Origin of the sequence: Streptomyces durhamensis (assembly GCF_000725475.1) — a bacterium.
Classification (GTDB): Bacteria; Actinomycetota; Actinomycetes; order Streptomycetales; family Streptomycetaceae; genus Streptomyces; species Streptomyces filipinensis.
The window spans coordinates 155,487-180,127 of the sequence record NZ_JNXR01000013.1 but is presented as its reverse complement, the minus strand read 5'-3'; the positions used below and the strand labels follow the sequence as shown (position 1 = coordinate 180,127).

The following is a 24,641-nucleotide window of genomic DNA, read 5'->3' as shown; positions in this document are numbered from 1 at the left end:
ACTCCGCAAGCCGGCGCCCGGCTCCCGGTTCCCCCGGCTCCGATCCGCGCTCAGAAAAGCGTCAGCTGCCCGGGAAACTCCGGTACGGCGTAGCCGTCCAACGTCGGCTGGACGGCATCTGGTTGCGCCTGCCGCCGGGATCCGGCACAGGAGACGAGCTCCCCGCTCTGCCGCGCCCCGGACGGGTCGTGCCGCGCGAAGCGGCCGGCGACGACGGCGATGTCGCGGCGGCACACGGGACAGGTTCTGCGTGGGGAGGACATGCCGTCAGTGTGCCCGCGGCGGCGCGCGGGCGACACCGGCGTCAGGTGCGGGTCTCGGCTTCCCAGCGGTCGGGTCCCACCCCGCGCCAGTCGATCAGCGGCGAGTCGGCCACCTGCTCCGGCTCGATCTCCAGCCCCGCCCGGCGCAGGAACTCCACCAGGTCCCGCACGCTGTGCGCCAGGCCGAGAATCTCGCCGTCGACCCGGACCCGGCGCCCGCCGGTCGGGGACGGCAGGTGCACGATGATGGGTCGTTTCCCGGCCATGGCTCCAGCATCGTCCGGACCGCCCGGGGCCGCACCCGGACCGGTCATTCCAGAAGCCCCAGCGCGGTGTCGGGCCGGCACAGCGGGCACGCGGGGACACCTCCTTCGGTGAGGGCACGTACCGCCTGGTCGCGCCCGACTCCCTTGCTGCGCCCACCGGCGCTCGTACAGCCACCGAGGTGGACGTACACGGCGCTGCTGCCGTTCAGACCGCGCTCGACCAGCCACTCGGGCGCGGCCTGCCGGGTCGCGAGGCGGCGGCGTCGCTCGGCCTCCCTGCGCTCCTCGTCCGCGATCCACCGGTCCATCAGCGCAAGCTGCCTCGCGGCCTGGTGTTCGACGACGCGGCGGGCGAAACGCAGCATGTCGAGACGCGTCAGCGGACCGTCTTCGTTCACGCGTTCGATTCTAGTGAAGAGACCGCGGAGTGCGACCAGCGGATACACCAGAACCCCAACACGACGAGAGCCCCGTGACCTGATCTTGCAGGTCACGGGGCTCTCGTTCCCGTGTGGCGGCGCCAGGATTCGAACCTGGGAAGGCGAAGCCGGCAGATTTACAGTCTGCTCCCTTTGGCCGCTCGGGCACACCGCCGGGGTTGGACACCAGGTCAAACCGCTCTTCGGCGGTGCTCCCTGGCGACGACGTAAACAATACCCGATACACGGGGGTGCTTCGCCACCCGGTTGATCTCCACCCCTCGGCTCGCGGGGTGGCTAGGCTGGTGCGGATGCGGCCCGGCCTCACGCCGGGCCCGGCGGCCGCCGCCGCGCACGCCGGCACGCACCCGATACGCACCCCGATACAAGGAGCCACAGGACATGGCCGACTCCAGTTTCGACATCGTCTCGAAGGTCGAGCGGCAGGAGGTCGACAACGCCCTCAACCAGGCCGCCAAGGAGATCTCGCAGCGCTACGACTTCAAGGGCGTGGGTGCCTCGATCTCGTGGTCCGGTGAGAAGATCCTCATGGAGGCGAACTCCGAGGACCGGGTGAAGGCTGTCCTCGACGTCTTCCAGTCCAAGCTGATCAAGCGCGGTATCTCGCTGAAGGCGCTGGACGCGGGCGAGCCCCAGCTGTCCGGCAAGGAGTACAAGATCTTCGCGTCGATCGAGGAGGGCATCTCCCAGGAGAACGCGAAGAAGGTGGCGAAGATCATCCGCGACGAGGGCCCCAAGGGCGTGAAGGCCCAGGTCCAGGGCGACGAGCTGCGCGTCTCCTCCAAGAGCCGGGACGATCTGCAGGCCGTGATCTCGCTGCTGAAGGGCCAGGACTTCGACTTCGCGCTGCAGTTCGTGAACTACCGGTAGGAGACCGGCAGGACATCGGCAAAAGCGGGAAACGCAGAGGAAGGGTGGGCACCCCCGAGCGGTGCCCACCCTTTCCGCTGCCATGGGCGCGCTCAGTCGCGGGAATTGCCGAACAGTACGCGGTAGACGATCAGCAGCACCAGGGAGCCGCCGATGGCCGCGGCCCAGGTGGCGCCATCGTAGAAGCTCTTGGTGATCGGATGGTGCAGCCAACGGGCGGAGATCCAGCCTCCGATGAACGCGCCTGCGATACCGATGAGGGTCGTGCCGATGAAGCCGCCGGGGTCGCGGCCCGGCAGGAGGACCTTGGCGATGGCTCCGGCCAGCAGTCCCAGGATGATCCAAGCGATGATGCCCATACCGTGAACCTGCCCTTCCGCGCTGGGTCCGCACTGTCCGGCGGCCGAGGATCCGGGGCGGACCCGCTGTCCACGCGCGCGTGTTCGTGCCGTGTCGATGAAGAGGACGTCACAGGGCCACCGCACGGTTGCCGCGCTCAGTAGGGTGCGGCGTATGACACCTGCCGGCACCGAGCTGCGACGCACCCTGGGAGTACGGGACGCCGTGGTCGTCGGCCTCGGCTCGATGATCGGAGCCGGTGTCTTCTCGGCCCTGGGGCCCGCCGCCCGCGCGGCCGGCTCGGGACTGCTGCCCGGGCTGGCGCTCGCCGCCCTGGTGGCCTACTGCAACGCCCTGTCCTCGGCCCGTCTCGCCGCCCGCTATCCGGCCTCCGGCGGCACGTACGTCTATGGGCGGGAACGGCTCGGTGCCTTCTGGGGGTATCTCGCGGGCTGGGCGTTCGTGGTCGGCAAGACGGCGTCCTGTGCGGCCATGGCGCTCACCGTGGGCGCGTACGTGTGGCCGGGGCAGGCGCATGCGGTGGCGGTCGCGGCCGTGGTGGCCCTGACGGCCGTGAACTACGGCGGCGTCCAGAAGTCGGCGTGGCTGACGCGCGTGATCGTGGCCGTGGTGCTGGCCGTTCTCACGACCGTGGTGATCGTGTGCCTGGCCTTTGGGCGGGCCGACGCCGGGCGGCTGGACATCGGGCTGTCGTCGGGCGCCGGCGGGGTGCTCCAGGCGGCGGGGCTGCTGTTCTTCGCGTTCGCCGGGTACGCGCGCATCGCGACCCTCGGTGAGGAGGTACGGGACCCGGCACGCACGATTCCGCGTGCGATCCCGCTGGCTCTGGGGATCGCACTGGTGGTGTACGCGTGCGTGGCCGTCGCGGTGCTCGGTGTCCTCGGCGCGGGCGGGCTCGGGCGCGCGGTGGCGCCGCTGGCCGACGCGGTGCGGGCGGCCGGCGTGCCGGGCCTCGCCCCCGTGGTGCGGGCCGGGGCGGCGGTGGCGGCGCTCGGCTCGCTGCTCGCCCTGATCCTGGGCGTGTCCCGGACGACGCTGGCCATGGCCCGGGACGGGCATCTGCCGACGGCGCTGGCGGCCGTGCACCCGCGCTTCCGGGTACCGCACCGTGCCGAGCTTGCCGTGGGCGCGGTGGTCGCCGTACTGGCCGCGACGGTGGACGTGCGCGGTGCGATCGGCTTCTCCTCCTTCGGGGTGCTCGCCTACTACGCCGTCGCCAACGCGTCCGCGTGGACCCTGGCTCCGGGGCCGTCGACCCGCGTGGTGTCCGTGGTGGGCCTGTTGGGCTGCTCCGCACTGGCGTTCGCGCTGCCCGCCGTCTCGGTGGCCGTGGGGGCGGGCGTACTCGCGGTGGGCGTGGCGGCCTACGGGGTACGGCGGTGGGCGCGGCCGCGCGGCGTGTGACGCGGCCGGGTACGCCGCGAGTCGGCCCCCAGGGGCGCGGCGAGGACGCGGCGCCGTGACGGGCCGTCAGCGCGCCCGCTGTCGCACACGCATCCGGTGCGCGGCCTGCGCCGGCCGGCTCAGCGGGTCGCGAACGGCTCGTCCGTGGGGACGATTTCGCGGCCCAGCGGCAGCAGGGAGACCGGGATCAGCTTGAAGTTGGCGATGCCGAACGGGATGCCGATGATCGTGACGCACAGGGCGATACCGGTGACGATGTGCGCGAGCGCGAGCCACCAGCCGGCCAGGATCAGCCACAGGACGTTGCCGATGCAGGAGGGGGCGCCCGCGTCGCGGCGCTCGACCGTGGTGTACCCGAAGGGCCACAGGGCGTAGACGCCGATACGGAACGCGGCTACGCCGAAGGGGATTCCGATGATCGTGATGCAGAGCAGGACGCCGGCGAAGATGTAGCCGAGGAACAGCCAGAAGCCGCTCAGGATGAGCCATATGATGTTCAGGATGGTCTTCACTGGTAACGACCTGCCATCTTCTCGAGCCGGGCGATGCGGTCCGCCATCGGCGGGTGCGTGGAGAACATCTTGGTCAGACCCTGGCCTGCGCGGAAGGGGTTCGCGATCATCATGTGGCTGGCGGTCTCGATCCGCGGCTCGGGCGGCAGCGGCAGCTGCTGGGTGCCGGCCTCCAGCTTGCGCAGGGCGCCGGCGAGGGCCAGCGGGTCACCGGTGAGCTGGGCCCCTGAGGCGTCCGCCTCGTACTCGCGGGAGCGGCTGACGGCCAGCTGGATGAGGGTGGCGGCGAGCGGGCCCAAGATCACGATCAGGAGCATGCCGAGCAGTCCGGGGCCGTCGTCGTCGTCCGAGCGGCCGACCGGGATGAGCCACGCGAAATTCACCAGGAACATGATCACCGAGGCGAGTGCGCCGGCCACCGAGGAGATGAGGATGTCCCGGTTGTAGACGTGGCTCAGCTCGTGGCCGATGACACCGCGCAGCTCGCGCTCGTCCAGCAGGCGCAGGATGCCCTCGGTGCAGCACACGGCCGCGTTGCGCGGATTGCGGCCGGTCGCGAAGGCGTTGGGGGCCTCCGTCGGGGAGATGTAGAGCCGGGGCATGGGCTGGCGGGCCTGCGTGGACAGCTCGCGCACCATCCGGTACAGGCCAGGGGCCTCGAACTCGCTGACCGGGCGGGCACGCATCGCACGAAGCGCCAGCTTGTCGCTGTTCCAGTACGCGTACGCGTTCGTACCGAGTGCGACCAGGACGGCGACGATCAGGCCGGTGCGGCCGAAGAAGCTGCCGATGACGATGATGAGGGCCGACAGCCCCCCGAGGAGTACTGCGGTCCTGAGCCCATTGTGCCGGCGGTGCACCGTACGCCCTCCAATTCGTGCAGCAGGGAACCCTTCGGTCCAGTGGATCCTCCTGTACTGCTCAACGCCAGGCGGGAGGCACGAGTTCCCAGGTGCGAGCGTTGCCCTGCCTCGGCCGTACGGGTGGGACGGCCGCCGACGGCACGCGCGCGTGGACGAGCGGCGGACGTCGGCGCGCGGCCGCGCGGCTGCTCGGGCGCGCGGCTGCTCGGGCGCGCGCGACCGGATGGTGCGCCACGCGCGCGTGACGGCTTCTCAGAACAGGCCGGTGGCCGCGAAGCGGAGGACCAGCTGGGGTGCTCCGGACAGGGCGACGCCGAGTACGCCGGTGAGGGCGAGGGCGGCGGTGAGAGGAGCGGGAACGCGGTGCCGCGCGGGTTCCCCCTCGGGAGCGCGGAACAGCAGGGCCGTCCACTGCAGGTAGTAGAAGAGGGCGATCACCACGTTGACGGCCATGACGACGGCCAGCCAGCCGAGGCCCGCGTCGACGGCCGCCGAGAACACGGTGACCTTCGCGAACAGCCCGATGACGCCCGGCGGCAGCCCGGCCAGGCACAGCAGGAAGAACGCCAGCAGGAGCGCGGTGAGCGGGTTGGTGGCGTACAGCCCCCGGTAGTCGGAGATCCGGTTGCGGGCCCGGCTGCGGCCCACCAGGGCGGCCACCGCGAACGCGCCGAGGTTCACGGCGGCGTACATCAGCGCGTAGGCGACCGTGGAGCCGATCGCCTTCTGCGGGTCCTTCACGTATCCGGCGGCGGCGATCGGCACGAGCAGGTAGCCGGCCTGGCCGACGGAGGACCAGGCGAGCAGCCGTACGGCGCTGTACGCGCGCGTGGCCTGCTGGCGCAGGGCACCGACGTTGCCGACGGTCATGGTGAGCGCGGCCAGGGCGGCGAGCGCGGGGCCCCAGACGTCGGCGTACGACGGGAACGCGACGACGGTGACGAGGATCAGGCCGGAGAAGCCGACCGCCTTGCCGACGACCGACAGGTAGGCGGCGACGGGCAGCGGAGCGCCGACGTAGGTGTCGGGCACCCAGAAGTGGAAGGGGACGGCGGCCGTCTTGAAGGCGAAGCCGATCAGGGTGAGGACGACACCCGCCTGGGCGAGGGTGTGCAGCTGCCCGTCGACGTGGGTCAGGCGCTGGGCGACCTGGGTGAGGTAGAGGGTGCCGGTGGAGGCGTAGACGAAACTGATGCCCATCAGGCTGACCGCGGTGGCCGTCACCGAGGACAGGAAGAACTTCAGGGCGGCCTCGGAGGACCGCTTGTCACCGTGCCGGATGCCGACGAGGGCGAACGCGGGCAGCGAGGCGACCTCCAGGGCCACGATCAGGGTGGCCAGGTCGCGGGAGGCGGGCAGCAGGGCGGCGCCGGCCGCGGAGGACAGCAGCAGGAACCAGAACTCGCCCGGCGGGACGCGCCGCTCGTCGTCCTTGAGGTTCGTGACCGACAGCAGGGCGGCGAGCAGGGCGCCGCCGAGGACCAGGAACTGGATGACGAGCGTGAAGTGGTCGGCGGTGTAGCTGCACGCGCGCGGGGCGCCGTTCAGGCAGAAGGTGCTGCGGTCACCGTCCATGAGGGGTAGCAGCATCAGCGCGGCCACGGCCAGTCCGGCGACCGAGAGCCAGCCCAGGACGGGCTTGCGGGCCTCGGGCAGGAAGAGGTCGGCGACCAGGACGACGAGTCCCACCGCGGCGGCGATGGTCGGCGGGGCGACGGCGAGCCAGTCGACGGACTGGACGAGCGACTCGGCGAGGGGCTGGGCGCTCATCGGTGGCCTCCTGCGAGGAGCTGGTGCACGGCCGGGTCGGTGAGGCCGAGCAGCGCCCTCGGCCACAGTCCGGCGACGACGGTGAGGGCGACGAGCGGGGTCCAGGCGGCGAACTCGTACCCGCGCACGTCGGCGAGGGCCGGGACCTCCTGCTCGACTCCGCCCATGCAGACCCGGCGGACCACGATCAGCATGTACGCGGCGGTCAGCAGGGTGCCAAACGCGCCGATCGCCATGAAGGTCAGGTACGCGGGCCGGCTGAGGTCGGCGGCCGGCTTGAACGCGCCGAACAGGGCCAGCATCTCGCCCCAGAACCCGGCGAGTCCCGGCAGGCCGAGCGAGGCGACGGCACCGAAGGCGAGCAGCCCTCCGAGTCGCGGCGCCTTGCCGTACAGCGCGGCGCCCGTCTCCTCGGCGAGGGTGTCGAGGTCGGTGGTGCCGGTGCGGTCCTTCAGCGCGCCGACGAGGAAGAAGAGCAGGCCGGTGATGAGGCCGTGGGCGATGTTGGCGAACAGGGCGCCGTTGACGCCGGTCGGGGTCATGGTGGCGATGCCCAGCAGGACGAAGCCCATGTGACCGACGGAGGAGTAGGCGATCAGCCGCTTGAGATCGCCCTTGGCGCCGCGCTTGGCCAGGGCCAGGCAGGCCAGGGACCCGTAGATGATCCCGACGACCGCGAACGCGGCGAGGTACGGCGCGAAGGTGTGGAAGCCGTGCGGCGCGATCGGCAGCAGAATCCGGACGAACCCGTACGTACCCATCTTGAGCAGTACGCCGGCCAGCAGCACCGAACCGACGGTCGGGGCAGCGGTGTGGGCGTCCGGCAGCCAGCTGTGCAGCGGCCACATCGGCGTCTTCACCGCGAGCCCGATCCCGATCGCCAGAACGGCGATGACCTGCACGGATGCGGTCAGCGACCGGCCGTTGTCAGTGGCGAGTGCCACCATGTCGAACGTGCCCGCCTTGATTCCGATCAGGAGCAGGCCGAGCAGCATGACGACGGAGCCGAGCAAGGTGAACAGGATGAACTTCCACGCGGCCCGGGTCCGGCCCTCACCGCCCCAGCGGGCGATGAGGAAGTACATCGGGATGAGCACCATCTCGAACGCGAGGAAGAACAGCAGCAGGTCGAGGACGGCGAAGGACGCCAGGGTGCCGGACTCGAGCAGGAGCAGCAGCGCGACGAACGCCTTCGGGGAGCCGCCCGCGGGCGGCTTGAAGTAGGAGTACAGCGCGCAGAGGAAGGTCAGCAGCGCGGTCAGCACGACAAGGGGGAGGGAGATGCCGTCGATGCCGAGGTGGATCCGCACGTCGAGTGCCGGGATCCAGCTGATGTCGGTCGTGGCCTGCATCTTCGACGCATGGGCGTGGTCGAAGCCGAGGGCGAGGACGATCGCGGCGATGAGGATCGCGCCGGTCACGGTCACACCGTGCCGCAGCACGGCCTGCTCGGGTGACTTCCCCTTCAGTCCGGGCGGGGCCGGGAGGAGAGCGGCGACGGCACCGAGAAGCGGGCCGACGACGACGAATGCCAGAAGGAACTGCATCACGGACTCGTTGATATCGATCACGCCTGCTCACGCTCCCGTGGCGACGAGGACGACGGCGACCGCCAGGACGACGGTGCCGGCGAGCAGAGCGCTCACATAGGTCTGCACATTGCCGGTCTGCGCACGCCTGACGGCGGCTCCGAGCAGCCGGGGCAGGCCGGCCGCTCCTTGGACGTAGGTCTCGACGACCTCGCGGTCGAGGAAGCGGACGAGGCTCGCCCCGGCCTGGACCGGGCGGACGAACAGCACGTCGTACACGGCGTCCAGGTGGAAGCCCGCGGCCGCCGAACGGTGCAGCGGGCCGAGCAGCAGCCGGCCGGGGTCCGCCGGGTCGGGGGCGTAGGCGATGTCGCCGTAGGCCGGCTCGTGGGTGGCGATGGCCTCGGCCTCGACCAGTGCGGCGTCGCCCTCGGGGTGGGCGGCGACCGCACCCAGCGGGACCCGGGCGGCCAGCTGCGCGGTGCGCTGCCAGGCGCCGTAGGTGAGCAGCCCGCCGACCAGGGCGAAGCCGGTGCCGAGGATGGAGGTGAGGAGGGTCGGGGTCAGGTCGCGGCCGTCGAACCAGCCAGGCAGCGAGCGGTAGGCGAGCCCGCCGAAGGCCAGGGACGGTACGGCGAGGACCCACAGCACCACGGTCATCGTGAGCGGCTGTCGGCCGTGGTCGGGGGCCTCGGCGCCCCGGCCGCGGAAGGCGAGCAGCCACAGCCGGGTCGCGTAGGCGGCGGTCAGCAGGGCCGTGACCAGGCCGGCGACGAGGACGATCCAGCCGGCCGAGCCGGGTACGTGCGCTGTGTGGCCGTCAGTCGCGTGCTCGGCGGCGCCGAGGACGGACTCCTTGGAGAAGAAGCCGCTGAACGGCGGGATCGCGGCGAGCGCGAGGAGCGCCACGGTCATCGTCCAGTAGGCGTCCGGCACGCGGTCGCGCAGGCCGTGCATGCGGGACATGGCGGCCAGTGAGTTGGTGCCGGCGGCGTGGATGATCACGCCGGCGGCGAGGAACAGCAGCGCCTTGAAGGCGCCGTGGGACAGGAGGTGGAAGACGGCGGCACCGCGGTCACCGACGGCGAGGGCGCCGGTCATGTAGCCGAGCTGGCCGATCGTCGAGTAGGCGAGGACGCGTTTGATGTCGTCCTGGGCGAGCGCGGCCAGACCCGAGCCGGTCATGGTCACGGCGGCCATGACGGCCAGCACGATCATCGCGGCCTGGGAGGCCTCGAACACCGGAAGGAGACGGGCGATGAAGTAGACACCGGCGGCGACCATCGTCGCGGCGTGGATCAGCGCGGAGACGGGTGTCGGGCCCGCCATCGCGTCCGGCAGCCAGGTGTGCAGGGGGAACTGCGCCGACTTGCCCGCGACGCCCGCGAGGAGCAGCAGGGCGACCACCGTCGGATGGTGCAGGTTGCCGCTCGCGACGGCGCCGAGGACGTGCGTGATCTGGAACGAGCCGGCGTCGGTGGCCAGCGCGAACAGGCCGATGAGGAACGGCACGTCGCCCAGCTTGGTGACCAGGAAGGCCTTCAGCGAGGCGGCGCGGGCCTCGGGGGTCTCCCAGTAGTGGCCGACCAGGAAGTAGGAGCAGATGCCCATGACTTCCCAGCCGACCAGCAGCACGATCAGGTCGCCGGAGTAGACGACGAGGAGCATCGCGGAGGTGAACAGGGAGACGAGGGCAGCGTACGACGGGTAGCGCGGGTCGTCGCGCAGATAGCCCGTGGAGTAGATCTGCACGCAGGCGGCGACGAACGCGACGAGGATCGCGACGAGCGCGGCGAAGCCGTCGATGTGCAGGGACAGCTCGATGGGGACCGAGCCGGTGGGCGTGAGCTCGGTGTGGGCGTCGATGGCCGCGCCGCCGCCCTGGCGCACGGCGACCAGCGCGGCCAGCGCGAGTGAGGCCAGCGGCGGCAGGACGGCGAGCGGGCGGACGAACCCGGGCGCGGTGCGGCCGAGCAGGAGCCCGGCGGCCGCGCCGAGGAACGGCAGGAGGGGGACGAGGACGGCGAGGGTGGTCGTGGTCACGCGGTGGCCTCAGCCTTCTCGGCCGCGGAGGAGCCGGGGTCCTCGATGCCGGAGCCGCCGGTGCCGGGGCCCTCGGCGGTGTCGCGGAGCTTGTCGATGTCGGCCGTGCCACGGTTGCGGTGGACGGCGAGCACGATCGCCAGGCCGATGCCGATCTCGGCGGCGGCGATGGCGATGGTGAACAGGGTCAGCGCCTGGCCGGAGTGCAGGGTCTCCTTCGCGGCGCGGCTGAGCCAGACGTCGAAGGCGACCAGGTTGAGGTTGACGGCGTTGAGCATCAGCTCGACCGACATCAGGACCAGGATCGCGTTGCGTCGGGCGAGGACGCCGTACAGGCCGGTGCAGAAGAGGAGGGCGGAGAGTACGGCCGGGTAGGCGAGGTGCATCAGCGGGCGCCTTCCTTCTCGCCGGGTGCGGTCGCGGGTGCTTCCACGGGGGCCGTCCCGCCGGAGGCGGTGTCCGCCGTCGCCTTGCGGGACAGGACGATCGCGCCGACCAGGGCCGCGAGGAGCAGCACGGACAGGGCCTCGAAGGGCAGGACCCAGGTCCGGAACAGGCTCTCGCCGGTGACCCGGGTGGAGCCGGCGGCCGGGCCGTTCAGGTCGATCCACGTGGTGCGGAAGGCGTCGACGACCACCCACACCAGGGCGACGGCGGCGGCGACCGCGACGGTCAGGGCGGCCCAGCGGTTGCCGGAGTCGGCGTCCGGGGAACGGCCGATGGGCGCCTTGGTGAGCATCAGCCCGAACAGCAGGAGGACGACGACGGAACCGACGTAGATCAGGACCTGCACCCAGGCGATGAACTCGGCCGTGAGCAGCAGGTACTCCACGGCGAGGCCGCCGAGCGCGACGACCAGCCACAGGGCGGCGTGGACCAGCTGGCGGGTGGTGACGGTGACCAGCGCGGCGCCGAAGGTGACCAGGCCGACCAGGAGGAAGGCGATCTCGACGCCGGTCGGGGACAGGAAGCCGGGGTGGCCCGCGGCGAGGCTCATGGCTGCGGCGAGGGTCACGACTCGCCCTCCTGCGGTTCGGCCTGCGCGGCCGCCAGCTTCTCGGCGGTCTTGCGGGCGGCGGCGATCTCCTTCGGCTCCTCGGCCGCGGGGTCGAGGACGGGCGGGGCCGGGACGGTCCACATCCACTCGCGGAGCTTGTCGCGCTCGTGGGTGAGGTCGCGGATGTCGGTCTCGGCGTACTCGAACTCCGGGGACCAGAACAGCGCGTCGAAAGGACAGACCTCGATGCAGATACCGCAGTACATGCACAGGGAGAAGTCGATGGCGAACCGGTCGAGGACGTTGCGGCTGCGCTCGCGGCCTCCGGGGGCGGCCGGCGGGACCGTCTCCTTGTGGGAGTCGATGTAGATGCACCAGTCCGGGCACTCGCGGGCGCAGAGCATGCAGACCGTGCAGTTCTCCTCGAACAGGCCGATCACACCGCGGGTGCGGGGCGGCAGTTCGGGCTGGGCCTCGGGGTACTGCTCGGTGACCGTCTTCCTCGTCATCGTGCGGAGGGTGACGGCCAGGCCCTTGGCGAGGCCACTGCCGGGAATGGGGGCCATGGTTAGGAGATCACCACCTTGACGATGCCGGTGAGGGCGATCTGGGCGAGGGAGAGGGGGACGAGGAGGGTCCAGGAGAGCTTCTGGAGCTGGTCCTCGCGCAGTCGCGGGTAGGTGACGCGGAGCCAGATGACGACGAAGGCGAGGATCGCGGTCTTCAGCAGGGTCCACAGCCAGCCCAGGCCGTCGTGGCCCCAGGGGCCGTGCCAGCCGCCCAGGAAGAGGACGGTGGTCAGACCGCACAGGACGACGATGCCGGCGTACTCGGCGAGCAGGAACAGGGCGAAGCGCAGACCGGTGTACTCGGTGTACGCGCCGAAGATGATCTCCGAGTCCGCGACGGGCATGTCGAACGGCGGGCGCTGCAGCTCGGCGAGTCCCGCGATGAAGAAGACGAGTGCGCCGACGATCTGCCAGGGCACCCACCACCAGTGGAAGGCGTGCAGGATGCCGGGCAGCGAGACCGTGCCGGCCGCCATCGCGACCGAGGCGGCGGCGAGCAGCATCGGAAGCTCGTAGGCGAGCAGCTGGGCGGCTGTGCGCAGGCCGCCGAGCAGGGAGAACTTGTTGGCGCTGGCCCAGCCGGCCATGAGTGAGCCGAGCACGCCGACGCCCATCACCGCGAGCACGAAGAACACGCCCGCGTCCAGGACCTGGCCGACGGCACCCTCGCTCGGGCCGATCGGGATGGCGAGCAGGACGAGGAGGTACGGCAGCAGGGCGACGGCGGGGGCGAGCTGGAAGACGCGGCGGTCGGCACCGGCCGGGACCACGTCCTCCTTCTGCGCGAACTTCACGCCGTCGGCGATGAGCTGGGCCCAGCCGTGGAAGCCGCCCGCGTACATGGGGCCGAGGCGGCCCTGCATGTGGGCCATCACCTTGTGCTCGGTCTGGCCGACGATCAGCGGGAAGGTGAGGAAGACGACGAACACGACGAGGAGTCGCAGGGCGACGTCCAGCGCGCCGTTCACTGCGGGCCTCCTGTGGGGTCGGGGTCGTCGGTGGTGGCGGGACTGCCGGGGGTGACGGGGCTGCCGGGGGCGGCCGGGTCCTCGCGGGTGGCGGGGGCGGCGCGGTCCACGTGGGCGGCCGGGTCGTCAGGCGCGGCCGGGCCGTCACCCTCGGCGGTGGCGGGTTGCTCGGACCGCTGCTCGGCCGACCCGGGCTCCTGAGGAGCCGGCTCGGGCTCGACGGGCGTCGGCTCGGACTCCGCAGCGGACATCTTCGGGTCGGATTCCGCAGCGGTCATCGGGCCGGATTCCGCGGGGGCCCGCTCAGGCTCCGCGGAAGCCCGCTCAGGCTCCGCGGGGGCCCGCTCGGACTCCGCACGGTCCGGCTCGGCTTCCGCACGGTCCGGCTCGGCCTCCGCACGGTCCGGCTCGGCCTCCGCAGGGGTCGGCTCGGCCTCCGCAGGGGTCGACTCCGCTTCCCCAGGCGCTGACTCGGGCCGCGCAGGCGCCGACTCGGGCGTCACATGCGTGGGCTCGGCCTCCCCGGAGACAGGCTCGGCTCCCGCAGAGGTCGACTCCGCTTCCCCAGAGGCAGGTTCGGCCTCCGCAGGGGCCCGCTCAGCCTCCGCAGAAGCCCCCTCGGCCTCCGTAGAAGCCCCCTCGGACTCCGTCGGCTCCTCGAAAGCCGGCCGGGCGTGGTGCCACGGGGCGTCCGAGCTGCGCGGGGCCGTGCTCCGGCGGGCGGCGCGAGCCGCGCTGCCCGGCGCCGTCGCACCATCTGAGGCCCCTGCAACCGGCTCACCCGAACCCGAACCCGAACCCGACGGCGCATGGGAAGCCGAATCCGACGCTTCACCCGAACCCGAACCCGGACCCGCCGGCTCACCGGAAGCCGGTGTCGTCGCTTCCGGGGTCCGGGGCTGCTGTGAGGCAGAGCCCTGGGAGGCGCTGCGGGCGCGGCGCGGCCGGGCCGGCGCCGGGCCGGGCTCGTGTGCCACGGACGCCTCGGCAGCCGGGCCTTCCGCACCCGCCGCCCGGGACGCGTCGCCCTCGGCCGCGGCCTGCTTCTGCTCGGCCGCGTCCTGCGGGGCCGCCGCGCGGGCCTGGCTCACCGAGCCCTCGCTCGCGCTCCGCGTCCGCCGCGGCCGGGCCGCCCCCGCAGCACCAGCAGCACCGGTCGCTCCCGCGCCAGCCCCCGCAGCCCCGGCAACACCCGTTGCCTCAGCACCAGCGGCCCCCGCAGCGTCAGCAACACTCGTCGCCTCAGTGGCCCCGGCGGGAGTCGGTTCCGCCTGACTCGCGGAGCCCTCCGTTGCCGTACGGGTGCGTCGTACCGGGCGGTCTCCCGCCGCGCGGGCCGGGCGCTCGCCCGCCGCGCGTCCCGCCGCACGGGCCGGGCGGGCCGGGGCGGGCGGGAGCTGGCCCTTCAGCGGGCCCCATTCGTTGGGGTCCGGCACGCCTGGGGGCAGCATCTGCCGGCGCTTCGGGCCGCCGTGTTCGGATTCGCCCGGCTCCTTGGCACCGGGCCAGGCCTTGGCGACGCGGGCGGCGAGGACGAAGTCCTTGCGCAGCGGGTGGCCCTCGAAGTTCTCGGGCAGGAGGAGGTGCTCCAGCGACGGATGGCCCTCGAAGCGGACGCCGAACATCTCGTGGGTCTCGCGCTCGTGCCAGCCGGCGCCCGCGTAGACGCCGACGGCGGAGGGCAGCGTCGGCGCCTCGTGCGGGACGGTCGTGCGGACGAGGAGACGGCGGACCGGGTGGAGGGCGACGACGTGCGCCGAGACGCGGAAACCCGTGCCCGGTTCGTCGACCGCGCTCAGCCAGTCGAAGTAGGTGCAGCCCAGGGTCGTACGGGCCGTCTCCAGGGCGGTGAGCCAGGACGCCGGCGGTACGTCCACGGTCAGGACGTCGTACGACTCCTCGGCCGTGGCGTCCGTACCGAAGAGGTCCTCGACCGGGGCGGGCAGCCAGCCGACGGTGCTCATCGGGCCTCCCCCTCGGTGCCCGGAGCCGGCGGCGGCTTCACCAGGTCGCTGGTCAGGGCCGCAGTGGACGGGCGGGCGGAACCGGCGCCGTAGCGCTCCCCCAGCGACTCGCGGGCGATCTTCTCCTGGAGCTTGAGGATGCCCTGGAGCAGCGCCTCGGGGCGCGGCGGGCAGCCGGGGACGTAGACGTCGACGGGGATGATCTGGTCGACGCCCTTCGTCACCGAGTACGAGTCCCAGTAGGGGCCGCCGCAGTTGGAGCAGGCCCCGAAGGAGATGACGTACTTCGGCTCCGGCATCTGCTCGTACAGGCGCTTCACGGCCGGCGCCATCTTGTCCGTCACCGTGCCCGACACGACCATGAGGTCGGCCTGCCGGGGGCCCGGTGCGAACGGGATGACGCCGAGGCGGATGAAGTCGTGGCGGGCCATCGACGCGGCGATGAACTCGATCGCGCAGCAGGCGAGGCCGAAGTTGAAGACCCACAGCGAGTAGCGGCGGCCCCAGTTCAGGACCACCTTCATCGGCTCGGGGGCAAGCCGGGCCAGCGCGCCCAGGCGCTTCGGCTCCGGGAGCAGGACAGGCTCGGACGGTGCGGGGTTCACGTCCATGCCAGGACGCCCTTCTTGTATGCGTACAGCAGGCCCACGGTGAGGAAGCCGAGGAAGACGAACATCTCCACCAGGGTCGTCGCGCCGTATCCGGGGGCGGCGTAGACCGTCGCCCAGGGGAACAGGAAGATCGAGTCGACCGCGAAGATCACGTACAGGAAGGCGTAGACGTAGTAGCGGACCTGGGTGTGGGCCCAGCCCTCGCCGACGGGGTCGACGCCGCACTCGTAGGTCAACAGTTTCTCGGGGGTGGGTACGACCGGGCGCAGCAGCCGGCCGGCGCCGAAGGCGACGGCGACGAACAGCACGCCGACCAGCGCGAGCAGGCCCACCACCGAGTAGGACCGGAAGTAGCCGGCCGCGATGACGTGCGCGGTGGTGACCGTCGAGTCCCCCAACGTCTCCCGCACCGTAGGACCTCGCTCCCTGACTCGTGACCTGGTGAATTAGTGAACTCTGTGATGCAACATGATTCGACGATCTGTACGCACGGGAGTCTAGGCCCTGATAAAGAACTGGTAAGCAGCCCGTCACGGGCTGAGACAGGAGATGTGGGCGGGGGTGGGGTTTTCCCCCGGCGGCGGAGGGCGGCGTACCGCATGGCGTGGAAGGCGTCGCGCACGGCAGGCTGGCCGGTATGACCGCTACCAGTTCCGCCACCGGCCGGGCGGCCGACGGCACCGACCGGCTGCCGCCGATCCGTCCGGCCTACGACGCGCACACGTGGAAGGAGATCCTGTATCTCCTGCTGAACCTGCCGGTGACGGTGTTCGGCTTCGTCTACGCGATCACCGCGCTGTCCGTCGGAGGGGCCCTGTCGATCACGGTGATCGGTCTTCCGCTGCTGGCGCTCGGTCTGCTGGGCGCACGGCAGCTGGGGAAGCTGGAACGGTCCCGCGCCCGGCGGCTGCTCGGGGTGCGGGTGGAGGAGCCGACCCCGATGCCGCTGGCCCGGAGCGGCGGGCTGACGCAGCGGTGGTGGATGGCGCTGAAGGATCCGGTGGGCTGGCGGACCCTGCTGTACGACGCGATCCGGCTGCCCTGGGGCGTCCTCACCTTCTGCACCGTGCTGACCTCGCTGTTCGTGCTGTGGCCGGTGCTGCCGTACCTGGCGCGGGGCCTGGCGAACGTGGACCGCCTCATGGTGCGCGGACTGCTGTCGCCGTCGGACGAGCTGGAACGCCGTATCGCCGAACTGGAGTCGGACCGCGGGGTCGTGGTCGACACGGCCGCCGCCGACCTGCGGCGCATCGAGCGGGACCTGCACGACGGGGCCCAGGCCCGGCTGGTCAACCTGGCCATGGGGCTCGGTCTGGCCAAGGAGAAGCTGCTGGAGGATCCCGACTCGGCCGCGGCGATGGTGGCGGAGGCGCACGGCGAGGTGAAGCTGGCGCTGCAGGAGCTGCGCGACCTGGCCCGCGGCATCCATCGCGCCGGCCATCGAGGGCATCGCCTACTTCACCGTCTCCGAGCTGCTGCAGAACATCAGCAAGCACAGCGGGGCCCGGTCCGCGTCGGTGGACGTGTGGCGGACGCAGGACCGGCTGCTCATCCAGGTCCGGGACGATGGCCGGGGCGGCGCCCGGCTGGACGGCGGCACCGGGATGCGGGGCCTCGCGGAGCGGCTGGGCGCGGTGGACGGCCTGTTCGTGCTCGACTCCCCGGCCGGCGGCCCGACGGTGATCACAGCCGAGCTGCCGTGGCGGGACCGGACGGAGTAGCGGGCGGCTCCCCACGCGGTGCCCGCGTCTGCGGCCCCCTGGGGCGCCGGGAACCGCGCGAACACTCCCGGCGAACCCGCAGCCGCACCACGGCGGAACCCCCTACGGCGATCCCGCCGGACGGCACCGAAAGCCGACCGCACCGCACCGCACAACTGACCGCACCGCACAACTGACGGCGCAGCACGGCCGACCGCGCCGGACAACGGCCTGGCCGCCGGGGACCGGGGTGGGGAAAACCCCCGGGCCAAGACGCCGACGGACTCCATGGCCCGGCACGCCCCGGCGCACGACTGTGGAGACACGGCTGAACCGCCGACCGCACGAGGAGAACGGACGACATCGATGGCCACGGAGTACGGACACGGGTACGGGTACGGGCGGGAGGAGGACGGACGGTCCGCGGGGCCCGGCCATCGGCTGCCCGCCGCGCTGCGGGCGCCGTTCGAGGCGCGCAGCTGGCGCGAACTCGGTTATGTCCTGCTGAGCCTGCCGATCTCGGTCGTGCTGTTCACCTGGACGGTGACCATGGTGTCGCTCGGTGCGGGCCTGCTGGTGACCTTCCTCGGTATCCCGGTGCTCGCGGCGGGGCTCGCCGGCTGCCGGGGCTTCGGCGCGCTGGAGCGGGCGCGGGCGCGCGGGCTGCTGCGGCTGGAGGTGGCCGAGCCGGAGCCGCTGCGGATGCGCGGGCCGGGCGTGCTGGCCTGGACGGGCGCGGTGCTCAAGAGCGGCGCCTCGTGGCGGAACCTGCTGTACGCGCTGGTGCAGTTCCCCTGGGCGGTGTTCTCGTTCTCGGTGGCGGTGAGCCTGTGGACGTTCGGCTGGACGCTGCTGACCTACCCGCTGTGGTTCTGGGTCTTCCCGGCGTACGCCGGCCAGGGCGGGCTGCAGCTGTACGGCGACGAGCACCACAGCGTGTATCTCGACAACCCCTTCGAGATCACCGTGACCGCGCTGGTGGGCCTGCTGTTCACGCTGGCCACGCCGTGGATCGTGCGGGCCCTGACGACGGTGGACCGGCTGCTCGTCCAGGGGCTGCTGGGGCCGTCGCCGCTGTCGGCGCGCGTGGTGGAACTGGAGTCGGACCGCGGGGTCGTGGTCGACACGGCCGCCGCCGACCTGCGGCGCATCGAGCGGGACCTGCACGACGGAGCCCAGGCCCGGCTGGTCAACCTGGCCATGGACCTGGGGCTGGCCAAGGAGAAGCTCCGGGAGGACCCGCGGGCGGCGGCGCGGATGGTGGAGGACGCGCACGGCGAGGTGAAGACGGCGCTGCAGGAACTGCGCGACCTCGCCCGCGGTATCCATCCGGCCGTGCTGACCGACCGGGGCCTGGACGGCGCCGGCCATCGAGGGCATCGCCTACTTCACCGTCTCCGAGCTGCTGCAGAACATCAGCAAGCACAGCGGGGCCCGGTCCGCGTCGGTGGACGTGTGGTGCACGGAGGACCGGCTGATGCTGCAGGTGACCGACGACGGGGTGGGTGGCGCGGACGTCTTCGGCGGTTCGGGCCTGGCCGGCCTCGCCGGACGCCTGGACGCGGTGGACGGCATCCTCGTGGTGGACTCCCCGGCGGGCGGCCCCACCCGGGTGATCGGGGAACTGCCCTGGCGGGCCTGACACCGGGTACGACCCGACGACCCCGACCGCCCGGCGAGTCCCCCGCCGGCCCGCCGGCCCCGACCGCCCAGCACCCCCAGGCAGCCCCTTCCCCCTCTGCCGCCGAAGAGCCGTGAGGGCGGCCCGTGAGGGCACCGCACGGCAGTCCCGCCGAGCCCCGAGCACCCCGTCGGCCCATCCCCGCGGACCCGCCTCGGCCCCAGCCACCCCGAGCCCGTCACGCGCCGTGGGCAGCCGGGTTGTGCCGTGCGGCGGCGATGCGGACCGAATGCTGGGATGCTTGACCTCCGTACGGACAAGCGTCCGCACGGAAGAACGTCGTCGGACCGGCTTCGTCCGGCGAGCGGCATGGGCTTGGGGGGCCGGGAGATCGTGGAGAACAGGGTGCGGGTGGTCATCGCCGAGGACTCGGTGCTGCTCAGGGAGGGCCTGACCCGGTTGCTGACCGACCGCGGACACGATGTCGTGGCCGGCGTCGGGGACGCGGAGGCGCTGGTGAAGACCGTCGCCGACCTGGAGGCGCAGGGCATGCTGCCCGACGTGGTCGTGGCGGACGTACGGATGCCGCCGACCCACACCGACGAGGGCGTACGGGCGGCCGTACGGCTGCGGAAGGTGCATCCGGGGCTCGGGGTGCTGGTGCTGTCGCAGTACGTGGAGGAGCGTTACGCCACCGAGCTGCTGGCGGGTTCCAGCCGGGGCGTGGGCTATCTGCTCAAGGACCGGGTCGCCGAGGTGCGCGAGTTCGTGGACGCGGTGGTGCGGGTGGCCGAGGGCGGTACGGCGCTGGACCCGGAGGTGGTCGCGCAGCTGCTCGGCCGCAGCCGCAAGCAGGACGTGCTGGCGGGGCTGACCCCGCGCGAGCGCGAGGTGCTCGGCCTGATGGCCGAAGGACGCACGAACTCGGCGATCGCCCGGCAGCTGGTGGTCAGCGACGGGGCCGTGGAGAAGCACGTCAGCAACATCTTCCTGAAGCTCGGGCTGGCCCCGAGCGACGGCGACCACCGGCGCGTTCTGGCCGTTCTGACCTACCTCAACTCCTGACGGACTCCTGAGCGACTCCCGCTGGAATCCGGCCGGAGTCGTCCCGGAACCCCGCCGGACTCCCGGCGGACGGGACGCCGTGCGGGCTGGGCGCCGAACCGTCGGGAACCGCCCGGCCGCCTGGGGAAGCCGGGCACCCGACTGGGGAGGACTCAGGAGACAACCGAGGGACGCTCGGGAACTTCTTGATCGGAGCTCCGGCGACGCGGGTCATCATGCGGGAGAGTGAGTAACAGCGCGACAGGCCGTCTCGAAACGTCGTCCAATCCTCGGATGGCCTCGGGAAGGCGACCCTAACCGACGTAGGGTTGATCCTGGGATGGTCCGTGGGACGACCACCCGACGGACAGCCGCCTCGAAGGAGGTCCAGTTCAGTGACCAGCCAGGTCAGCAGCCCAGCGGAGCACACCGACGGAACCGTCGTGGGAGAGCAGCGCAAACCGGGCGGCGCGAAGGACGTGCGGCGCCTGGACCGGGTGATCATCCGGTTCGCGGGGGACTCGGGTGACGGCATGCAGCTCACCGGTGACCGGTTCACCTCCGAGACAGCTTCCTTCGGCAACGACCTCTCCACCCTTCCCAACTTCCCCGCCGAGATCCGCGCACCCGCCGGCACCCTGCCCGGTGTCTCCAGCTTCCAGCTGCACTTCGCCGACCACGACATCCTGACCCCCGGGGACGCCCCGAACGTGCTGGTGGCGATGAACCCGGCCGCGCTGAAGGCGAACATCGGCGATCTGCCGCGCGGCGCCGAGATCATCGTCAACACGGACGAGTTCACCAAGCGCGCCCTGCAGAAGGTCGGCTACGACGCCGACCCGCTCCAGGACGGCTCACTGGACGGCTACAACCTCCACCCGGTGCCGCTGACCACTCTCACGGTGGAGGCGCTCAAGGAGTTCGCGCTCACCCGCAAGGAGGCCGAGCGCAGCAAGAACATGTTCGCGCTGGGGCTGCTGTCCTGGATGTACCACCGGCCGACCGAGGGCACCGAGAAGTTCCTGAGGTCGAAGTTCGCCAAGAAGCCGGACATCGCCGAGGCGAACATCGCCGCGTTCCGGGCCGGCTGGAACTTCGGCGAGACGACGGAGGACTTCGCGGTCTCCTACGAGGTCGCCCCGGCCGCCAAGGCCTTCCCGGTCGGCACCTACCGCAACATCTCCGGCAACCTCGCCCTGTCCTACGGCCTGGTCGCGGCCTCGCAGCAGGCGGATCTGCCGCTGTTCCTCGGCTCGTACCCGATCACGCCGGCCTCGGACATCCTGCACGAGCTGAGCAAGCACAAGAACTTCGGCGTGCGGACCTTCCAGGCGGAGGACGAGATCGCGGGCATCGGCGCGGCGCTGGGCGCGGCCTTCGGCGGCTCGCTCGCGGTGACGACCACGTCCGGTCCCGGTGTCGCGCTGAAGAGCGAGACGATCGGGCTCGCGGTCTCGCTGGAGCTGCCGCTCCTGGTCGTCGACATCCAGCGCGGCGGACCGTCCACGGGCCTGCCGACCAAGACCGAGCAGGCGGACCTGCTGCAGGCGATGTTCGGCCGCAACGGCGAGGCGCCAGTGCCGATCGTGGCGCCGCGGACCCCGGCGGACTGCTTCGACGCCGCGCTGGAGGCGGCCCGGATCGCGCTGACGTACCGCACGCCGGTGATGCTGCTGTCCGACGGCTACCTGGCCAACGGCTCCGAGCCGTGGCGGATCCCGGACCTGGACGAGCTGCCGGACCTGAGGGTCCAGTTCGCCTCCGGCCCGAACCACACCCTGCAGGACGGCACCGAGGCCTTCTGGCCGTACAAGCGGGATCCGCAGACCCTCGCCCGGCCGTGGGCGGTCCCGGGCACTCCGGGTCTGGAGCACCGCATCGGCGGCATCGAGAAGCAGGACGGCACGGGCAACATCTCCTACGACCCGGCCAACCACGACTTCATGGTCCGCACCCGGCAGGCCAAGGTCGACGGCATCGAGGTCCCGGACGTCGAGGTCGACGACCCGCACGGCGCGAAGACCCTGGTCCTGGGCTGGGGCTCCACCTACGGGCCGATCACCGCGGCGGTACGACGGCTGCGGACGGCCGGCGACTCGATCGCGCAGGCGCATCTGCGTCACCTCAACCCCTTCCCGCGCAATCTCGGAAAGGTGCTCCAGCAGTACGACAAGGTGGTGGTCCCCGAGATGAACCTCGGGCAGCTGGCCACCCTGATCCGGGCGAAGTACCTGGTCGACGCCCACTCCTACAACCAGGTCAACGGCATGCCGTTCAAGGCGGAACAGCTCGCCACTGCTCTGAAGGAGGCCATCGATGACTGACACCGGCAACGGACTGCTGCAGCTGGTCCCCAAGGCCGAGGCCAAGCAGTCGATGAAGGACTTCAAGTCGGACCAGGAGGTGCGCTGGTGCCCGGGCTGCGGTGACTACGCGATCCTGGCCGCCGTTCAGGGCTTCATGCCGGAGCTGGGGCTCGCCAGAGAGAACATCGTCTTCGTCTCCGGCATCGGCTGCTCCTCCCGCTTCCCGTACTACATGAACACCTACGGGATGCACTCCATCCACGGTCGCGCCCCGGCGATCGCGACCGGTCTGGCGAGCTCGCGCCGCGACCTGAGCGTGTGGGTGGTCACCGGTGACGGCGACGCACTGTCCATCGGCGGCAACCATCTGATCCACGCCCTGCGCCGCAACGTCAACCTGAAGATCCTGCTGTTCAACAACCGCATCTACGGCCTGACCAAGGGCCAGTACTCACCGACCTCCGAGATCGGCAAGGTCACCAAGTCGACGCCGATGGGCTCGCTGGACGCGCCGTTCAACCCGGTGTCGCTGGCGATCGGCGCGGAGGCGTCCTTCGTGGCCCGCACCATCGACTCGGACCGCAAGCATCTGACGGAGGTGCTGCGCGCGGCCGCCGACCACCCGGGCACCGCGCTGATCGAGATCTACCAGAACTGCAACATCTTCAACGACGGCGCCTTCGACGCCCTGAAGGACAGGCAGCAGGCCGAGGAGGCCCTGATCCGCCTGGAGCACGGGCAGCCGATCCGCTTCGGGGCCGACGGCGCGCGGGGCGTCGTACGCGACCGGGCCACCGGGGACCTGGAGGTGGTCACCGTGACCGCGGACAACGAGGCGGACGTCCTGGTCCACGACGCGCACGCCGCGTCGCCGACCACCGCCTTCGCGCTCTCCCGGCTCGCCGACCCCGACACCCTGCACCACACCCCGATCGGGGTCTTCCGCTCGGTGGAGCGGCCGGTCTACGACACGGCGATGGCCGAGCAGCTGGACACCGCGATCGAGCAGAAGGGCAAGGGCGACCTGTCCGCGCTGCTGGCCGGCGGGGACACCTGGACGGTCGTCGGCTGACCCTGCTGTGCGCCGCTACGAGGCCCGGGACTGGATTTCCCGGGCCTCGTCGTATGCCCGGCGGGCGCTGAGCACGTCGTCCATGCGCTGGTCGGTCCAGCGCGCCAGCGCCCGCACCTGCTCCGCCGCCTCGCGGCCCAGCTCGGTCAGGGAGTAGTCGACGCGTGGTGGGATGACGGGCTTGGCGTCCCGGTGGACGAGGCCGTCGCGCTCCAGGGTCTGGAGGGTCTGCGTGAGCATCTTCTCGCTGACGCCGCGCCCGCCGAGGCCGCTGATCGCCCGGCGCAGTTCGCTGAAGCGATGGGAGCGGTCGAGGAGCTGGATCAGCACCAGCACGCCCCAGCGGCTGGTCACGTGCTCCAGGACCAGGCGATGGGGGCACATGGCCTCGCCGTCACCCTTCCACTCACTTACCGACATGGACGTACCTTACTTCAAAGTGGGTACTGTCGCTCAGTTAGCGCCCCTCCTAGGGTGAGTGTCATACACGGACACACGGCATCCCAAGGAGTTCCCCACCATGAGCATCGTCGTCACCGGAGCCACCGGACACCTCGGCCGGCACGTCGTACAGCAGTTGCTGGAGAAGGTTCCGGCGGAGCAGGTCACCGCGGTCGTGCGGGACGAGGCGAAGGCCGCCGGCCTCGCGGCCCGGGGGGTGCGGCTGGCCGTCGCCGACTACAACGCGCCCGAGACCTTCGACGGCCTGTTCGCCGCCGGCGACAAGGTCCTGCTGATCTCCGGCAACGAGTTCGACAAGGGCCGGGTGCGGCAGCACACGGTCGTCATCGACGCCGCGAAGGCGGCCGGCGTGGCACTGCTCGCGTACACCAGCGCCCCGGGCGGCCTCACCGCGGCGCTGGCGGACGACCACCGGGCGACGGAGGAGGTGCTGCTCGCCTCCGGCCTGCCGTACAGCCTGCTGCGCAACGGCTGGTATCACGAGAACTACACCGAGAACCTGGCACCGGTGCTGGAGCACGGCGCGGTGGTCCAGGCCGCCGGAGCCGGCCGCGTCTCCTCGGCGGCGCGCGCCGACTACGCGGCCGCCGCGGTCGCGGTGCTGACCGGCGAGGGCCACGAGAACACGACGTACGAGCTGGGCGGCGACGAGGCCTGGGACTTCGCCGAGTACGCGGCCGAGCTGAGCCGGCGCACCGGGCGGGAGATCGCCTACACCCCGGTCTCCACCGAGGCTCTCACCGGCATCCTGACCGGTGCCGGGCTGCCCGGCCCGCTGGCCGCGATCCTGGCCGGCGTGGACGCCTCCATCGAGAAGGGCGAGCTGGTGATCACCAGTGGCGACCTGGCCCGTCTGACCGGCCGCCCGGCCACACCGCTCGCCGAGGCGATCGCCGCCGCACTCAAGCCCTGACCCGTCCCGGCACCCTCGCCTGTCATGACCGTATGGCGATACGGGCATGACAGCGAGGGCGCTCGGCGCTACCTTCGTTCTGGCGTGCGTGGGT

General features: G+C 71.7%; 23 protein-coding genes, 1 tRNA gene and 2 pseudogenes. 8 read left to right on the top strand and 18 right to left on the bottom strand.

All coding sequences use genetic code 11. The features are described 5' to 3' along the window. Window positions 1-50: 50 nt before the first annotated feature. The 4 genes from IO33_RS0120390 to IO33_RS0120375 form a co-directional block, all read right to left on the bottom strand. Window positions 51-263 (bottom strand): hypothetical protein, encoded by a 213-nt coding sequence (locus tag IO33_RS0120390; RefSeq protein WP_031167008.1) that lies wholly within the window; start codon window positions 261-263, stop codon window positions 51-53. Window positions 264-304: 41 nt separating this feature from the next. Beyond that, a complete protein-coding gene (locus IO33_RS0120385) occupies window positions 305-529 on the bottom strand; it encodes a hypothetical protein (protein ID WP_031167006.1) in 225 nt (74 codons plus the stop codon). Window positions 530-573: 44 nt separating this feature from the next. After that, complete coding sequence (locus IO33_RS0120380) at window positions 574-927, bottom strand: DUF6233 domain-containing protein (RefSeq protein WP_031167004.1); 354 nt, start codon at window positions 925-927, stop codon at window positions 574-576. Between the two features lie 114 nt (window positions 928-1,041). Then, window positions 1,042-1,123, bottom strand: a tRNA-Tyr gene (locus tag IO33_RS0120375). A gap of 227 nt (window positions 1,124-1,350) precedes the next feature. Here IO33_RS0120375 and IO33_RS0120370 point away from each other — a divergent pair. Next, the gene (locus IO33_RS0120370; protein WP_031167002.1) at window positions 1,351-1,839 is read left to right on the top strand and encodes a YajQ family cyclic di-GMP-binding protein; all 489 of its coding nucleotides are present in this window, start codon (window positions 1,351-1,353) and stop codon (window positions 1,837-1,839) included. A 92-nt stretch (window positions 1,840-1,931) separates the two neighbouring features. Here IO33_RS0120370 and IO33_RS0120365 read toward each other — a convergent pair whose 3' ends face one another. Next, entirely contained in the window at window positions 1,932-2,198 is a 267-nt protein-coding gene (locus tag IO33_RS0120365; protein WP_031167000.1) for a GlsB/YeaQ/YmgE family stress response membrane protein, read from the bottom strand. Between the two features lie 154 nt (window positions 2,199-2,352). Here IO33_RS0120365 and IO33_RS0120360 point away from each other — a divergent pair, with 154 nt between their 5' ends. Further along, window positions 2,353-3,603 carry an APC family permease gene (locus tag IO33_RS0120360; RefSeq protein WP_031166998.1) on the top strand — a complete coding sequence of 417 codons (1,251 nt, stop codon included), beginning with the start codon at window positions 2,353-2,355 and terminating at the stop codon, window positions 3,601-3,603. Window positions 3,604-3,722: 119 nt separating this feature from the next. On the opposite strand, the gene IO33_RS0120355 is transcribed toward IO33_RS0120360, so the two are convergent. The 12 genes from IO33_RS0120355 to IO33_RS0120300 all read right to left on the bottom strand — a co-directional run bounded on the left by IO33_RS0120355 (window position 3,723) and on the right by IO33_RS0120300 (window position 15,839). Continuing rightward, window positions 3,723-4,115, bottom strand: a complete 393-nt coding sequence (locus IO33_RS0120355; protein ID WP_031166996.1) for a YccF domain-containing protein — start codon at window positions 4,113-4,115, stop codon at window positions 3,723-3,725. Next, a complete protein-coding gene (gene htpX, locus IO33_RS0120350) occupies window positions 4,112-4,975 on the bottom strand; it encodes a zinc metalloprotease HtpX (protein WP_031166994.1) in 864 nt (287 codons plus the stop codon). Before htpX ends, IO33_RS0120355 begins: the two co-directional genes overlap by 4 nt. Window positions 4,976-5,230: 255 nt before the next feature. Beyond that, on the bottom strand, window positions 5,231-6,748 hold the full coding sequence (locus IO33_RS0120345; protein ID WP_031166992.1) for an NADH-quinone oxidoreductase subunit N: 1,518 nt from the start codon (window positions 6,746-6,748) through the stop codon (window positions 5,231-5,233). Further along, window positions 6,745-8,319, bottom strand: coding sequence for an NADH-quinone oxidoreductase subunit M (locus tag IO33_RS0120340; RefSeq protein ID WP_031166991.1), 1,575 nt, complete (start codon window positions 8,317-8,319; stop codon window positions 6,745-6,747). The genes IO33_RS0120345 and IO33_RS0120340 overlap by 4 nt, the downstream gene beginning before the upstream one ends. Window positions 8,320-8,325: 6 nt before the next feature. Further along, window positions 8,326-10,320, bottom strand: a complete 1,995-nt coding sequence (locus IO33_RS0120335) for an NADH-quinone oxidoreductase subunit 5 family protein (RefSeq protein WP_031166989.1) — start codon at window positions 10,318-10,320, stop codon at window positions 8,326-8,328. Continuing rightward, window positions 10,317-10,706, bottom strand: a complete 390-nt coding sequence (gene nuoK / locus IO33_RS0120330; RefSeq protein ID WP_031166987.1) for an NADH-quinone oxidoreductase subunit NuoK — start codon at window positions 10,704-10,706, stop codon at window positions 10,317-10,319. The genes IO33_RS0120335 and nuoK overlap by 4 nt, the downstream gene beginning before the upstream one ends. Beyond that, window positions 10,706-11,317: an NADH-quinone oxidoreductase subunit J family protein gene (locus IO33_RS0120325; protein ID WP_209438888.1), complete on the bottom strand. Its 612-nt coding sequence runs from the start codon at window positions 11,315-11,317 to the stop codon at window positions 10,706-10,708. The genes nuoK and IO33_RS0120325 overlap by 1 nt, the downstream gene beginning before the upstream one ends. 14 nt (window positions 11,318-11,331) lie before the next feature. Continuing rightward, the gene (locus tag IO33_RS0120320) at window positions 11,332-11,883 is read right to left on the bottom strand and encodes a NuoI/complex I 23 kDa subunit family protein (RefSeq protein WP_031166982.1); all 552 of its coding nucleotides are present in this window, start codon (window positions 11,881-11,883) and stop codon (window positions 11,332-11,334) included. A gap of 2 nt (window positions 11,884-11,885) precedes the next feature. Next, window positions 11,886-12,854, bottom strand: a complete 969-nt coding sequence (locus IO33_RS0120315) for a complex I subunit 1/NuoH family protein (protein WP_031166980.1) — start codon at window positions 12,852-12,854, stop codon at window positions 11,886-11,888. Further along, on the bottom strand, window positions 12,851-14,818 hold the full coding sequence (locus IO33_RS0120310) for an NADH-quinone oxidoreductase subunit C (RefSeq protein WP_037685703.1): 1,968 nt from the start codon (window positions 14,816-14,818) through the stop codon (window positions 12,851-12,853). Before IO33_RS0120310 ends, IO33_RS0120315 begins: the two co-directional genes overlap by 4 nt. After that, window positions 14,815-15,429, bottom strand: coding sequence for an NADH-quinone oxidoreductase subunit B (locus tag IO33_RS0120305; protein ID WP_031166976.1), 615 nt, complete (start codon window positions 15,427-15,429; stop codon window positions 14,815-14,817). The genes IO33_RS0120310 and IO33_RS0120305 overlap by 4 nt, the downstream gene beginning before the upstream one ends. Next, window positions 15,420-15,839, bottom strand: coding sequence for an NADH-quinone oxidoreductase subunit A (locus IO33_RS0120300; protein ID WP_031166974.1), 420 nt, complete (start codon window positions 15,837-15,839; stop codon window positions 15,420-15,422). The genes IO33_RS0120305 and IO33_RS0120300 overlap by 10 nt, the downstream gene beginning before the upstream one ends. A gap of 227 nt (window positions 15,840-16,066) precedes the next feature. Between IO33_RS0120300 and IO33_RS44340 the strand changes: the two are divergent. The 5 genes and pseudogenes from IO33_RS44340 to IO33_RS0120275 all read left to right on the top strand — a co-directional run bounded on the left by IO33_RS44340 (window position 16,067) and on the right by IO33_RS0120275 (window position 23,172). Beyond that, window positions 16,067-17,150 (top strand): annotated as a pseudogene (locus tag IO33_RS44340) (sensor histidine kinase). A gap of 345 nt (window positions 17,151-17,495) precedes the next feature. After that, window positions 17,496-18,771 (top strand): annotated as a pseudogene (locus IO33_RS44335) (sensor histidine kinase). Window positions 18,772-19,119: 348 nt separating this feature from the next. Beyond that, the gene (locus tag IO33_RS0120285; protein WP_107069339.1) at window positions 19,120-19,815 is read left to right on the top strand and encodes a response regulator transcription factor; all 696 of its coding nucleotides are present in this window, start codon (window positions 19,120-19,122) and stop codon (window positions 19,813-19,815) included. A 374-nt stretch (window positions 19,816-20,189) separates the two neighbouring features. After that, window positions 20,190-22,118: a 2-oxoacid:acceptor oxidoreductase subunit alpha gene (locus IO33_RS0120280; RefSeq protein ID WP_031166971.1), complete on the top strand. Its 1,929-nt coding sequence runs from the start codon at window positions 20,190-20,192 to the stop codon at window positions 22,116-22,118. After that, a complete protein-coding gene (locus IO33_RS0120275) occupies window positions 22,111-23,172 on the top strand; it encodes a 2-oxoacid:ferredoxin oxidoreductase subunit beta (protein WP_031166969.1) in 1,062 nt (353 codons plus the stop codon). Before IO33_RS0120280 ends, IO33_RS0120275 begins: the two co-directional genes overlap by 8 nt. Before the next feature lie 15 nt (window positions 23,173-23,187). Here IO33_RS0120275 and IO33_RS0120270 read toward each other — a convergent pair whose 3' ends face one another. Beyond that, complete coding sequence (locus IO33_RS0120270; RefSeq protein WP_031166967.1) at window positions 23,188-23,592, bottom strand: winged helix-turn-helix transcriptional regulator; 405 nt, start codon at window positions 23,590-23,592, stop codon at window positions 23,188-23,190. A gap of 100 nt (window positions 23,593-23,692) precedes the next feature. Here IO33_RS0120270 and IO33_RS0120265 point away from each other — a divergent pair, with 100 nt between their 5' ends. Beyond that, entirely contained in the window at window positions 23,693-24,547 is an 855-nt protein-coding gene (locus tag IO33_RS0120265; protein WP_031166965.1) for an SDR family oxidoreductase, read from the top strand. The last annotated feature ends 94 nt before the right edge of the window (window positions 24,548-24,641 follow it).